Genomic DNA, 12,395 nt, shown 5'->3' on the forward strand with positions numbered 1-12,395 from the left:
AATTTAAAATGGCTTCAGACAGATCTAACTCATCAGCCCCTGCACTGGCTCCCCCATGCAGAGGATGGAAAAAAGACTTGGTAGCTCCCGAAAGTAAACTATCGATAGTTGATGTTCTAGAAGCACCATCATTAAACGCAAGGAATTCAATTTTTTTAGAGGTGCACAGATCAAGTTTATTGGTTCGTGGGTGGCTGGCTCCTTTCGGTTTAGCATTCGCGATAACGCTTCCCTACATGATTTACTGCACAATTGTAGACTGGCAAACTATTGGCATCGAATCCGACATTATTTCTATTTCACTTTCAGTAATGTTGCTATGGGGGCGCTACTGGCTTTCCGAACTGACGTCGGAACACCTCGGAATGAACCAATTCGCTTCAATCGTGCCCGTCAGAAAATTTACGCCTATAATCTTAAACCGCGTCTGTGGAATCCTTGGCATTCATGGCCTATCGAAATCGCAGTGTACGATTGGTCTCAGGTTCGTGCGGAACTTTGGTCTTGTGGCTCCGGGAGCCATCGCAAATGCGGCACAATGCTGTCAATCGTCAAGCCTGGCACAAACGAGGTCATCGATCGCTTTTCCTTGAACTACGAAACGTTGTCCGAAGCCCCCTGGCTTTATATTCACACCTATATGGAACAAGGCCCCGAAACTCTCCCACCCTTCGACACCCCCCGTGACCCAAACGAACTTGTCTGGTACAGCCCCTTCCGCAGGTGGGCGCCGAAGGTGCAATGGCCCGATGAAATCGACCGTGAGTCCACCACTGCGCCTTGAAGTTGCCTTCGCTCAAGAAAACCGCTCACATCACCTGGCCAGCTTCGCACCCACGCGCAACGCGGAAGGCCTCGCATGCAATGCGAACAGCTGATTGCCGACAGGGGCCAAGACCTTTAATCGTTGCGACGACCACCACATGGGCCAGTTATCTCGTTTGAAATCACCAGGCCCAAAGCTGATCCAGTCACTGCACATGCCACTGTGATGGTCGAGATGCCACAAGTTGGCCCTCTCGTCATTATCAACCTTGCACCAACGCAGCCCGGTCGATCTGCTTGATCGAGGTCACCCCCGTGAGCGTCATCGCCACGCGCATTTCCTGCGAAAAAATATCCAGCATATTTTCCACTCCGTGCTGCCCGTCAGCCGCCAGTGCGTACACCGTCGAGCGCCCCAGCAGGCAGGCCTTCGCACCCAGGGCGAGCATGCGCACCACATCCAGCCCGGAGCGAATGCCCGAGTCCACCAGCACCGTCAGATCGTCGCCCACTGCATCGGCAATAGGAGGCAAAGCCTTGGCGGTGGACGGCACCCCGTCCAGTTGGCGGCCGCCGTGATTGGAGACCACGATGCCATCGGCGCCGAAACTGACGGCATCCTTGGCGTCCTCTGAATCGAGAATGCCCTTGATAATCATCGGACCCTTCCAGAATTCGCGGATCCACTCCAGGTCCTTCCAACTGATGGAAGGGTCGAAGTTATTGCCCAACCAGCCCACGTAATCTTCCAGCGTGGTGGCTTTGCCCAGGTACTTGGAGATATTGCCCAAATCATGCGGGCGGCCAAGGACGCCGACATTTCAGGGCCCAACCTGGTTTGGTGGTGGCTTGCAATATCCGCCGCGAAGCGGCAAAGGGCCCGGACATGCCCGAGTGCGCATCACGGTAACGAGCGCCTGGTGTAGGCATGTCTACTGTGAACACCAGCGTGGCGACACCCGCTGCCTGGGCACGCTCCAGGGCATTGCGCATGAAGCCGCGATCCTTGAGCACGTAAAGTTGAAACCAGATCGGTTGCAGGCTTTGGGAGGTCACTTCTTCGATCGAGCAGACCGATACGGTAGACATGCAAAAGGGGATGCCTTTGGTGGCGGCCGCCCGGGCTGCCTGAACTTCGCCACGGCGGGCGTACATGCCGGTCAGCCCGACGGGGCTGAGGATGATCGGCAAACTTTGCTCTTTCCCGAAGAGCGTCGTCTTCAGGCTGAGGCTGTCGACGTTTTTCAGGATGCGCTGGCGCAAGCTGATGTTGGCCAGGTCCGCACTGTTGGCACGCAACGTGTGTTCGGCGTAGGCGCCGCCATCGATGTAGTCGAACAGAAAGCGCGGCAACTTGCGCCTGGCGGCTTCGCGGTAGTCGGATGCCGATGAAATGATCATGTCGTACAACTCCTGAGCCTCTGGAAAATCCCGGCGACGCTCTGCGTTGCTGGGTGAGTTTCACGATAAGGCGTTGTTGGGTATGATAAAAACAACTTTTTCTACTGAAAATAAGTCGTTATTGGAATACTCATGAATCTCAGAACACTGCAGGTGTTTGTAGAAGTGGTGCGCCAAGGGGGCTTCACCCAAGCTGCGGAAGTTGTGTCTTTGACTCAATCTTCGGTCAGCGAGGCAGTCAAGACGCTCGAAGATGAGCTAGGCACGCCATTGCTCAACCGCATTGGCCACAAAAGCGAGTTGACCGCCGCCGGTGAAATTGCCTACCGCCGCGCACTCGTACTGCTCGCCGAGCGCAACGACCTTCTCGCTGAACTCAACGCACTGCGCGACCTGAAGGGAGGCACGCTGCGGATCGGCTTGCCGCCTGTAGGGTGCGGGGTGTTGTTCGCTGAGATGTTCGCCGCGTATCGCAATCGCTACCCAAGCGTGAATATCGAACTGATCGAGCACGGCAGCAAGAAACTGCGTGAGTGCCTCGAAGCCGGAGAGGTGGACCTGGCTGCGCTGCTGATTCCGACCGACGACACCTTCGCTTACCAGGAGGTGCGCAACGAGCCATTGGTGGCTGTGCTGCCTGCCGCTCATAAGCTGGCGCGCCGTAAGCGGATGCACTTCGGTGATTTGTCGGATTCGCCGTTTATCCTGTTCGAGGCAGGGTTTGCGCTCAATGCAATGATCATGGCGGCGTGTGAGCGAAGAGGGTGGTGCCCCGCGTGACCGCTCGCAGTGGGCAGATCGACTTTATCGTCGATTCGGTCGCCGCCGGTGTCGGCGTCGCTTTTTTGCCGCGAATGCTTGCGCAAAAACACAAGCAAGCGGGCATTGCGCTGGTACCGCTCGATGAACCAGGCACCGATTGGCACATTGCATTGGCCTGGCGTGCCGGTGCACATTTGCCTCCCGCTGCAACGGCCTGGTTGGCGCTGGCCAAAGAGCTGAGATGATTGGCTGGCTTCAGCCCCCATGACGAAGCAGTGAACAGCCAGCCGTTCTGCTGAAATTGGCGCCGCTCACTGCCTGCCTGAGAACCCTGCCCAATGAAAGTTATCCGCAGCAAAGACTTCACCGCCACGCGCGCCTGGGGTGCTGAAGACATCGCCAACATGGACGGCACCACCGTCCGGCTCCATTGGACCGACCAGCCGTACAAGTGGCATGTCAACGACGGCGAAGAAGTGTTCGCCGTGCTCGACGGCACAGTGGATATGCATTACCGCGAGGCCGGCGTTGAGCGCGTCGTGGCATTGGAAGTGGGGGACGTATTTTTTGCAGGCGCCGGCTGTGAACACGTTGCGCACCCTCGCGGCGAGGCGCGGATTCTGGTGATCGAGCGTGAAGGCAGCGTTTGAGTCGCGTTTCCTGCATAGCCAGTTCATTTGACCCAACAAGGATATTTGCCAATGTTCGCGCCTGATGAAGCCCCGCACGCCCTTGCGCAGTTCGTCACGCGCTTCAATGCGTGGCCCTGTTCCCTCGGCCAACTGCATCTGCGCAAGAGCCCTGCCGACCTTACGGCCATTGCCCAGGCCCCCGCAGATCGGTTGCTGCGCAGCTACTTCCAATGGATCGACTTTCCTGGCCGCCCCATGATCGGTGGGGATTTCATGCTTCAGCTCTATGGCCCCGGCGACTTGCTCCGAGCGCAGAACGGATGGCAAGTAACGGGTAATGAAGATCCAGCGTGGGGCTGGAAACCCGGCTTCACGGTGTTCGCTGATCGCCATGGCGATGTGCTGGTTTACGATCGCCTGAATGAACACTCCGCTATCTTTGGCTCGATTCAAATGCGCTCATTCAAAGTGGCGGCAAATATTCTCGCGCTGATCGGTGCCCTGGAGGCGGGTATCGCAGTGGAATTGGACGAGTTCGAGGGTGCTACTCGTGAAGATGACGACAGCCACGTGCCTGGCTTTCTGGCCCGGGTCCGGGAGGTGGTCGGCGACGTCGATGGCGCGGATGTCGATGGGTTCATGAAGTTCTTTTTTGAGTGAGCGATTTGGGCTTGCTCAGCACCGGGTGCTATGCCACACCATTGCCTGAACGCTGATTTGCGGATGGCTTTCCAAAGGTTCCCATTCATCCAGAAATACGAACCCAAGCTTCAGATAAAAGTTTGAAGCTCGGGTGTTCTCAGGGGATACATCTAGAAAGACACCGTCGCAGCCTCTCTGGATTGAACGGGCCTTGACGGTATCCACCAGGCTTTTAGCGATGCCGGTTCCTCGAAACTGGGGCTCTACCCACATGCCGATCAAGTTGAAGCGGTTTGACTCGCTTACGGTTGCGCCAACCATTCCGACAGGCCTGCTACCCTGAAAAGCCAGCCAGAATTCGGTATTGATGGACGAGGCTCTCTGTTCCCACTGGCTACGATCATAGCCGGCCGCAGTGCGGTAACTGACAGCGAAGGCCGTTTGGGCATCCAGAAGTGCAGCCAGCCTGACGTGCTTCAACAGCATCCAGTCGGCTTTGGTTGTTGCTCGAATGTCCATGCTGTTCCGTTCGGCCTGAGCGTTCGCTATTCACATATTTGACGGAATACATTCATGATCGGCAGCCTGCCCGAAAGAGCACTCGAAGAGCTTGCCACGATGGCCGAAGTAGACGGCCTGGCGTTGAGCGATCTCGCACCCGTTTGCGAAACATTCGACGCTACGCCAGCAGATGTTCTTAATGCGCTATCCATTTCCGTTGCACAAGGCTATCTGGACGGTTCGCTCACCTATGAGTTCCGTGATGACGTGATGAACGGAATCATCAATGCTCTGTGTAAAGTGGGCGAGGCCGCAGACACGCCTCAACCCGCTTTTTCACTCTACCAGGCATTCGACCTGGGCGAATGGCGCCGGAAGGGCGACGGGCCGGAAACTGACCCGGGCGAGAAGTACTCGAAGCCAGCCGTTGTGGAGATACTGCGAAATCTGCGTTCCAGTTCACGAATGGGTTGAGTTCGCCCAGTTTGGCAGCCGGCCCGTGCTGCTCATTTGCCCATAGGCACGGCGGCCCATCCTTTGCCCTTATCTGGAGAAGCCCTATCACCTGCCATACAAGTAACCACCTGCAAGCGCTTCATGGCTGCCAGCGTTTCAGGGTTCACCGGCTGGCCGTAGAGTTGGGCGAGTTTGGCGCTGCGGGCTAGCGAAGCTTGGTAGTTTTGATTGGCTTCGGCTTCGCAGCTATCAATGTCGACTTTGAATTCGGACTGTTGGGCGGCGGCGTTCATTCCCTTCTTTTCGTATCGCGTGCCTTCATAGGTCTGGCGAGTGTAATCGACTGCTGTTGTGGGCGTATGTGGGGCTGAGGCACAGCCTGCGAGCAACGTGGCAGCAAGGGTTGTGGCGATGAACTTATTGGGCATGAGACTTCCTTGGCGACAGGGGATAGCACCTTCGAACTAAGCAATATATCGACGTTGGCCAATATTTCTGAATCAGTAGGCGGCCGTTATCCAAGCCAATGGCCATTCGGTTTGCAAGCTTCAGCCAGGCCTTGGAGAGATTCAGCTCGGCATAGGCATTGCTGGCCCCCCCGAGCCAAGCGCCTGCCACTGCCTTCGCACATCACAGCTCAACCAACTTGACGATACATCAAGCTGAAAGCCGGATGATTGAACTTATGACCGACTTGAGGCGTTTCGAGCCGAAGATTTCACCTAGCAACAACTCCACAGAGCGCGCATCTGTCACAGTTGCTGAAGGTCCGGATAATGGATCACGTTTCAACCCGATTTCTTCGGCGATTTTTTCATCTACTCGGAAGGACACAGGGTACAGGGTTATATCGTGTGAGAAACTGAATAGGTTGAATCTGTAGTCTTTGAGAAATTTACCCTTTATGTCGAACCTATAGGCGAAATCGTTCGACAGCCCGAGCCGCATCATGTCGAAGGCATCCAGCTGAATGAGCTCCGCATAAACCATGTCATTGGTGAGTTGAGGCAGGAGCCGTGCCTGCTCTTCCAGCAGCGCCTTCGTTGAAGGCAAGTCATTTTTTTCAAATTCTGTTGGCCATAAGTTCTTCATCAAAAACTCCTATTTCAGATCAACTGCAAAAAAAATGGGTAAATGGTCACTTGTCTTGGGCGTTTTTTGCTGTTTACCAGATCAAAGGGGCCGGCAGTTGTAAGGATTTTAAGCGAGGCCTTGTCAAGTTTGCGCGCGATCGAGGGCCTCAGGATGACCTGATCGAGTGTATTCCAATAGTGCGAAAGGGAGGAGGGGGATGAATGGTAGTAGGTGCCTGGCACACCACTGAAATCACCGAGCAAGTTCCACGACGGGTTATAGAAAAAACTGAATGAGTTTCCATGCAGCTTGCGCTCCATCCGAGCCGCAGTTGCCAGGCAGGGAAGCGAGTTCATTGCAGCGGCAGACATCATCCCATGATCGAAAGGATTCATGTTGAAGTCCCCAGTAACGATGGAATCGGCGTGCCCCGCCTCTGATTCGGCTTTTTCAAGATCCTGCTTGAAAAAAGTGGCTATATGAACCTGGCCGATATCATCGGTGTGCAGTTTGCTGGGTAGGTGTACGAAGGCGAGCAATACAGGGTTGCACCCAGGCACAGCCAATTCCTTGATCGTGTATCGGCCTGATTCACGCTTGTGGTGAATGCAAGAGGGGGAAATGAAACAGCCAACGTAATGCGCTCACAGCCGATCTGAGGTATCAGAAAAAAGCTCAACCCTTTTCTGGAAAGCTCATGCAGCAGGCTTACTCCATCGGCTGAGTATTCCGCAAGTGCAATCAGGTTAGCGCCTGTCGAAACGGCAAGTTCAGAGATTTCCAGATCGGGAGCCTTTCTCCCGGCATTCCAGAACAAACACCTCAGCTGCATTTAAAGGCTCACCTTTTGACATGGAGTGGCATGCAATTTTGATAAAAGATAGTAATGCTTTTCAGCGGGCTCAGGCGCCATAGCGATAGAAACGCAACAGCGAGCCGGGCGCGCCATACTCAGCGCGCGCCCAACCCCACCCTCATATCCGCCCCACTCGGCTGCTGATACAACACCAACCCGAACTCCGGCAGCACCGCCAGTAGATAATCGAAGATATCCCCTGAATCCGCTCGTAATCCGCCCACACCGTGGTGCGGGTAAAGCAATACACTTCAATTGGCACACCCTGCGAGGTGCTCTCCATCTGCCGCACCATGCAGGTCATGTTCGGCTGCACATCGGGTGGCTTTTCAGGTAGGCCAGGGCAAAGGCGCGGAAGGTGCCCAGGTTGGTCATGCGGCGTTGGTTGGCGGCCCGGTTGGCTACATTCCCCTGCGCCTCGTTCCATGCCTGCAACTCCGCCTGCTTGCGCGAGACGTAGTCGGTGAGCAAGCGCACTTCGCTCAGGGTGGTTTGTTCCTCGGGGCGAGAAAGCGCACGCTGCTGGCGTCGATGAACAGGCTGCGCTTGATGCGCCGCCCACCGGCCTGCTGCATGCCGCGCCAGTTGCGGAAGGATTCGCTCATCAGGCGCCAGGTGGGGATGGAGACGATGGTCTTGTCGAAGTTCTGCACCTTCACCGTGTTGAGGGTGATGTCGACCACGTCGCCGTCAGCGCCCACCTGGGGCATTTCGATCCAGTCGCCCACGCGCAGCATGTCGTTGCTGGTGAGCTGCACACCGGCGACGAAGGAGAGCAGGGTATCTTTGTAGACCAGCAGGATGACCGCCGACATGGCGCCAAGGCCGGAGAGCAGCAGCAGCGGCGAGCGGTCGATGAGGGTGGCGACGATGATGATGCTGGCGAACACGTAGAGCATCATCTTGGCCAGTTGCACGTAACCCTTGATGGAGCGGGTACGGGCGTGTTCGGTGCGCGCGTAGATGTCTCAGCAGGGCGTTGAGCAGGGCGCTCAGGGCCAAGGCCTGGAACAGGATGGTGACAGCCTGGGCGACGTTGCCGAGCACGTGGGCCAGGCTTGCGTTGAGCTCGGGCACCAGCGCCAGGCCAAACTGCACCACCAGCGAAGGCACCATTTGCCCCAACCGCAGGAAGACCTTGTTGTGGCGCAGGTCTTCGACCCAGTTGAGGTTGAGCTGGCGCGCCAGCAGCCGCGCCGTGCGTTGCAACACCAGGCGCACCAGGCGCCCGCAGGCCCAGGCCACCAGAAGCAACACAGCGAAGCCCATGACGGCCTGGAGCAGCGGGTGGCGGTCGAACACAGCCCAGAGGGCCTGAAGCTGGAGCCATAGGGTTTGCATGAGCGAGCCTGTGCGGGGAAAAACAGCGCGTTATTAGACGCGAGTCATCGCCGCTTGGCCATGCCGATGCGTTACGCGGTGTTAAAGCTCAACGCAGGTGCAGCGGTACGCTCGGCATTTTCAGAGCAAGAGCCATCCCCAGCCCAAAGGCCAGAATCACCAGCACGCCGACCCAGGCGAGCTTCGGGCCGCGCCGTGCGGGCGGCAGGGCAGGGGGCAGCTGTGTCGGGCTGCCGGGGTAACCCGGCGCAGGTTGGGCATCGATCCAGCTGTCGTGCTCGGCCTTGCGTTTGGGGTCGCTGAGCACGGCGTAGGCTTCGTTCACCAGCAGCAGGATGCGGGTGGCGTTGTCGCTGCCGGGGTGCTTGTCGGGGTGGTACTTCTGCACCAAGGCCTTGTAGGCCGCGCGGATCACTTCCGGCGGGGCGTTGCGGGTCACCCGCAGGTTGTTGTAGTGGGTATGCAGCTCAGACATGGCGCCGTTCCAAAACCAGGTTCGCCGTGGGTATACGGCTGGCAAGCTGTGTATCGGCGTTGGTACGGGGGACTTGAGCGCAGGTGTGCGGGTGCAACGTTACCCTTGCGCTGAATCACCTTCAGCCACTGCGCTGCGTGCCCAGCACCCCACTGCGCTGGCCACGATCGCAAGGCCCGCCAGGCTGAACACCCACGGTGCCGAGGCCACTGGCAGCAGCCAGCCGGCCAGCATCGGGCCAAGCCCCGCACCGATGTCGCGCCACACGGCGTTGGAGGCCAGCGCCTGCACACGCGCATGGCCGGGGTTACGCTCGGCCACCAACGTAGTCACCAGCGGCAGTTGCAAGGCGCGCAGCACCAGCACACCGGCGGCCCCCGCCACTACCCAGAGGCTGCCGAACGCCGCCAGGGCCAGTGCGCTGAGCACCGAGAACAGCAACAGCATGGCGCTGGCACCATAGCGCTGCGCCGCATGCCCGCCCAATGGACTGAGCAGCATTTCGGACAGGTAGCGCAGGCCCATCAACAGCCCGGCGACGATCAGTGCATCGCCCCCCAGCAGGTTCTGCGCCTGCAGCGACAGGCCGAAGATGAACAGCCCATCCAGCGCCACGCCTTCAATGAAAGACCACAACGCCACGCTGTCGGGCAGCCGCAGCTTGCGCCGGCCACCACCCAGTGCATGCGGGGCTGCAGGCAGGCGCCGGGCGATCACTGCGCCCGCCAGGCAGCTGAAGGTCAACACCATGAACACCGAGCGCGGCCCACAGGCTTCGCTGAGCAGAGCGCCCAGGGGCAGGGCCAGCATCGGGCCGATGGCGATGAAGGCGCGCGAGCGCCCGGAGCGTTTTGCAGCGCCTTCGGCGTGGGCGGTGGCCAGTACTTGGGTCGAGAGGTTCAGCGCCGCAAAACACAGGCCCCACACCAGGCGCAGGCCCAGCAGTGCGGCGAAACCTGAAAGCGTCGAGTTGCCGACCGCGCAGCCCATCGCTGCTACAGCCGCGATGGTGAGGGTGCGGCGGTCACCGAAGCGGCTGTAGAAGCGCAGCACCTGGCGATACCCGAAGATCCGCACCAGGCGGTTGGCCGCCAACAGGATGCCGGCCTCGGCGAGGGTGATGCCGAAAGCTTCCGGATGCATCGGCAGCAGCAGGTACAGCAGCACATCGCTCGGTAGGCAGAGCGCCAAGGTGAGGGCGGCGAGGCGGGCGTTGCGGTCAGCGCTGCGGAGCGTGGCGGTATCGGTCATGGGGGCCGGCAACATGCTGTCATGATTTTGCAAGATCATGCCGGCTGCCGGGCGCCGGCTTCAACCGTTGAAAGCGGCGCGCCAGGCATGACCGTTCGTCGGCCGCTTCACACTTTGCACCCGCTGTTGCGCTCAGTAGTCAGGTAGGGGCCTGAGGTTGGCCCCCGGCTGGCCCAAGGAGGCCCAATGATGAAAAAGACTCTGCTCGCGCTCGTGGCTGGAAGCCTGTTCGGCGCAGCCTTGCCCGCCGCCTGGGCGACCAACGAACCGGCTTCGGAGTGCAAGTCCGATCAGGTGTCGATCACGTTCCTGGACCACCAGAAGTGCTACGGCGAAGGCGACAAAGCCCCAGACGTAAACTCTCGTGACGAAGTGGCCGTCAAGAACTGGAAGCAACTGAACCTGCCAGCCCCTCAGGAAAATGCCCAGTGGGTGAAATCAGGTAATCACTACCTGGAAATCAACCGCGAAAACGCAACCATCCTCCAGTTGCGTGACAGCCATGGCAAACCGCTGCCAAAAAGCTGATCACGCAACCTTCGGTGTCGCGCGGGTTACCGCGCGGCGCTGATTCTCCAGATCTTGTTCCCCACGTCATCGGCCACCAGCACGCCACCTTTGTGGTCACTGGCCACGCCCACGGGGCGGCCATAGGCGTTCTCTTCCTTGGACAGGAAGCCAGTCAACAGGTCTACCGGCGCGCCGTTCGGCTTGCCATCCTTGAACGGTACGAACAGCACCTTGTAGCCACTGTGCGGCTTGCGGTTCCAGGAGCCGTGCTGGCCGATGATCGCGCCGTTGTCGAACGGTGCGGGCAGGGCATTGCTGTCGGCGAACATCAGGCCCAGTGACGCGGTGTGCGCACCGACGGCGTAATCCGGGGCAATGGCCTTGGCGACCATGTCCGGGTTGGCCGGTTTGACGCGAGTGTCCACGTGCTTGCCCCAGTAGCTGAAGGGCCAGCCGTAGAAGGCGCCGTCCTTGACCGAGGTGATGTAGTCCGGTACCAGGTCGTTGCCCAGCTCGTCACGCTCGTTCACTGCGGTCCACAGCTGTTTGCTCTGCGGGTTCCAGGCCAGGCCGTTGGGGTTGCGCAGGCCCGAGGCGAAATGCGGTGCTGGCCCGTGGCCGCGTCCACTTCCCAGATGGCGGCACGGCCTTCCTCGGCGGGCAGGCCGTTGTCGCCCACGTTGCTGTTGGAGCCGGTGGTCACGTAGAGCTTCTTGCCATCGGGGCTGGCGATGACGTTCTTGGTCCAGTGGTGGTTGATCGGGCCGCCGGGCAGGTCGGTGACCTTCTCGCCTTTGCCCTGGATCGATTCAGCGCCTTCGGTGTACTTGAAGCGCAGCAGTGCATCGGTGTCGGCCACATAGAAGTCATTGCCCACCAGCGCCATGCCGAACGGCGAGTTCAGGTCCTTGAGGAACACGGTGCGGGTTTCGGCAACGCCGTCGCCGTCGCGGTCACGCAGCAGGGTGATGCGGTTGGGGCTGGGCACCGTGGCGCCGGCGCGGCTCATCACCTTCTCGGTCACGAAGCCCTTGATGCCTTTGTTGTCTTCGGGTTTGGGCGGGGAGTTGGTTTCGGCCACCAGCACGTCGCCGTTAGGCAGCACGTAGATCCAGCGCGGGTGGTCGAGGTTTTCGGCGAAGGCCTTGACCTGGGTGCCCGGTGCGGCGGTGGGCTTGGCGCCGGCGGGCCAGCCTTTGGCCGGGGCGATGTTCATGGTGGGGATCAGCGAGCTCTCGGGTTTCGGCAGCTGCGGGTCGGGGCCGAAGCCCACTGGCATGGAGGGCGCGGCCTGGGCGGCGCTGGCGATGAGCAGTGAAAGTGCAAGCGGGGTGCTTCGCATGGCGGCTGTCCTTGTGCGGCGAATCGTTCAGGGTTGAAATATTCAGAGGCCTCGGCCGGGCGGTGGGTTCAGTCGATTGACGCACCCGGTGCCAGCCTCTAACCTTCGCGGTTCGTTTCAGGTGCCCGCTTGGCCGGGTGAAACAGGGAAGCCGGTCCGATGCCGGCGCTGCCCCCGCAACGGTAGATGAGACAGCCACGCGCAACCGCCACTGGGTGACCGGGAAGGCGCGCGGGGCGTGGGCCAGGCCCTGCTCATGAGCCCGGAGACCGGCCTGATCACACCCTTTGAGCCCTGACCGCGCGGGTGCGAGCGGATCGACTGGCGCCAGCCTTTGCAGCCTTTTCAACCGGCTGCCGGGGCTGGCGCGTCGTTGCTTGCCCCGCC

The 12,395-nt window shown here is 59.6% G+C and carries 11 protein-coding genes, 4 pseudogenes and 1 riboswitch; of the genes and pseudogenes, 6 read left to right on the forward strand and 9 right to left on the reverse strand.

The annotated features are described in order from the left end of the window. The first annotated feature begins 319 nt into the window (after positions 1-319). A complete protein-coding gene (locus LN139_RS25090) occupies positions 320-784 on the forward strand; it encodes a DUF6708 domain-containing protein (RefSeq protein WP_329611007.1) in 465 nt (154 codons plus the stop codon). 244 nt (positions 785-1,028) lie between these two features. On the opposite strand, the pseudogene lldD reads toward LN139_RS25090, so the two are convergent. After that, positions 1,029-2,166, reverse strand: a pseudogene (lldD, locus tag LN139_RS04490) (FMN-dependent L-lactate dehydrogenase LldD). Between the two features lie 132 nt (positions 2,167-2,298). Between lldD and LN139_RS04495 the strand changes: the two are divergent. The 3 genes and pseudogenes from LN139_RS04495 (at position 2,299) to LN139_RS04505 (ending at position 4,220) form a co-directional block, all read left to right on the forward strand. Then, positions 2,299-3,173 (forward strand): annotated as a pseudogene (locus LN139_RS04495) (LysR family transcriptional regulator). Positions 3,174-3,266: 93 nt separating this feature from the next. Beyond that, positions 3,267-3,578, forward strand: a complete 312-nt coding sequence (locus tag LN139_RS04500; RefSeq protein WP_236358959.1) for a cupin domain-containing protein — start codon at positions 3,267-3,269, stop codon at positions 3,576-3,578. Between the two features lie 51 nt (positions 3,579-3,629). Next, on the forward strand, positions 3,630-4,220 hold the full coding sequence (locus LN139_RS04505) for a hypothetical protein (RefSeq protein WP_236358960.1): 591 nt from the start codon (positions 3,630-3,632) through the stop codon (positions 4,218-4,220). A 15-nt stretch (positions 4,221-4,235) separates the two neighbouring features. On the opposite strand, the gene LN139_RS04510 is transcribed toward LN139_RS04505, so the two are convergent. Then, a complete protein-coding gene (locus tag LN139_RS04510) occupies positions 4,236-4,721 on the reverse strand; it encodes a GNAT family N-acetyltransferase (RefSeq protein WP_236358961.1) in 486 nt (161 codons plus the stop codon). A 54-nt stretch (positions 4,722-4,775) separates the two neighbouring features. Here LN139_RS04510 and LN139_RS04515 point away from each other — a divergent pair, with 54 nt between their 5' ends. Continuing rightward, positions 4,776-5,177, forward strand: a complete 402-nt coding sequence (locus LN139_RS04515) for a hypothetical protein (protein WP_236358962.1) — start codon at positions 4,776-4,778, stop codon at positions 5,175-5,177. 32 nt (positions 5,178-5,209) lie between these two features. On the opposite strand, the gene LN139_RS04520 is transcribed toward LN139_RS04515, so the two are convergent. From LN139_RS04520 to LN139_RS04545, 6 genes and pseudogenes are all read right to left on the reverse strand, one after another. After that, complete coding sequence (locus tag LN139_RS04520; protein WP_236358963.1) at positions 5,210-5,587, reverse strand: hypothetical protein; 378 nt, start codon at positions 5,585-5,587, stop codon at positions 5,210-5,212. 229 nt (positions 5,588-5,816) lie between these two features. Next, the gene (locus LN139_RS04525) at positions 5,817-6,251 is read right to left on the reverse strand and encodes a hypothetical protein (RefSeq protein WP_236358964.1); all 435 of its coding nucleotides are present in this window, start codon (positions 6,249-6,251) and stop codon (positions 5,817-5,819) included. A gap of 14 nt (positions 6,252-6,265) precedes the next feature. Then, positions 6,266-6,793: a hypothetical protein gene (locus LN139_RS04530; RefSeq protein WP_236358965.1), complete on the reverse strand. Its 528-nt coding sequence runs from the start codon at positions 6,791-6,793 to the stop codon at positions 6,266-6,268. 391 nt (positions 6,794-7,184) lie between these two features. Continuing rightward, a pseudogene (locus tag LN139_RS04535) lies at positions 7,185-8,283 on the reverse strand (mechanosensitive ion channel family protein); the annotation flags it as partial. A gap of 235 nt (positions 8,284-8,518) precedes the next feature. Then, the gene (locus tag LN139_RS04540; protein ID WP_236358966.1) at positions 8,519-8,905 is read right to left on the reverse strand and encodes a J domain-containing protein; all 387 of its coding nucleotides are present in this window, start codon (positions 8,903-8,905) and stop codon (positions 8,519-8,521) included. Positions 8,906-9,004: 99 nt separating this feature from the next. Further along, on the reverse strand, positions 9,005-10,156 hold the full coding sequence (locus LN139_RS04545) for an MFS transporter (protein WP_236360264.1): 1,152 nt from the start codon (positions 10,154-10,156) through the stop codon (positions 9,005-9,007). A 189-nt stretch (positions 10,157-10,345) separates the two neighbouring features. Between LN139_RS04545 and LN139_RS04550 the strand changes: the two genes are divergently transcribed. Beyond that, positions 10,346-10,684, forward strand: coding sequence for an RcnB family protein (locus LN139_RS04550; protein WP_236358967.1), 339 nt, complete (start codon positions 10,346-10,348; stop codon positions 10,682-10,684). A gap of 26 nt (positions 10,685-10,710) precedes the next feature. Here the strand turns inward: LN139_RS04550 and LN139_RS04555 are convergent. Continuing rightward, positions 10,711-12,008 (reverse strand): annotated as a pseudogene (locus LN139_RS04555) (PQQ-dependent sugar dehydrogenase). Positions 12,009-12,110: 102 nt separating this feature from the next. Further along, positions 12,111-12,300: riboswitch (cobalamin riboswitch) on the forward strand. The last annotated feature ends 95 nt before the right edge of the window (positions 12,301-12,395 follow it).

Source organism: Pseudomonas sp. KNUC1026 (genome assembly GCF_021650705.1).
Taxonomy (GTDB): Bacteria; Pseudomonadota; Gammaproteobacteria; order Pseudomonadales; family Pseudomonadaceae; genus Aquipseudomonas.

Excerpts from the sequence above, each read along its gene's own strand:
- LN139_RS25090 (WP_329611007.1), top strand. The coding sequence starts at position 320 with ATGGGGGCGCTACTGGCTTTCCGAACTGACGTCGGAACACCTCGGAAT.
- LN139_RS04500 (WP_236358959.1), top strand. The coding sequence starts at position 3,267 with ATGAAAGTTATCCGCAGCAAAGACTTCACCGCCACGCGCGCCTGGGGT.
- LN139_RS04505 (WP_236358960.1), top strand. The coding sequence starts at position 3,630 with ATGTTCGCGCCTGATGAAGCCCCGCACGCCCTTGCGCAGTTCGTCACG.
- LN139_RS04510 (WP_236358961.1), bottom strand. The coding sequence starts at position 4,721 with ATGGACATTCGAGCAACAACCAAAGCCGACTGGATGCTGTTGAAGCAC.
- LN139_RS04515 (WP_236358962.1), top strand. The coding sequence starts at position 4,776 with ATGATCGGCAGCCTGCCCGAAAGAGCACTCGAAGAGCTTGCCACGATG.
- LN139_RS04520 (WP_236358963.1), bottom strand. The coding sequence starts at position 5,587 with ATGCCCAATAAGTTCATCGCCACAACCCTTGCTGCCACGTTGCTCGCA.
- LN139_RS04525 (WP_236358964.1), bottom strand. The coding sequence starts at position 6,251 with ATGAAGAACTTATGGCCAACAGAATTTGAAAAAAATGACTTGCCTTCA.
- LN139_RS04540 (WP_236358966.1), bottom strand. The coding sequence starts at position 8,905 with ATGTCTGAGCTGCATACCCACTACAACAACCTGCGGGTGACCCGCAAC.
- LN139_RS04545 (WP_236360264.1), bottom strand. The coding sequence starts at position 10,156 with ATGACCGATACCGCCACGCTCCGCAGCGCTGACCGCAACGCCCGCCTC.
- LN139_RS04550 (WP_236358967.1), top strand. The coding sequence starts at position 10,346 with ATGAAAAAGACTCTGCTCGCGCTCGTGGCTGGAAGCCTGTTCGGCGCA.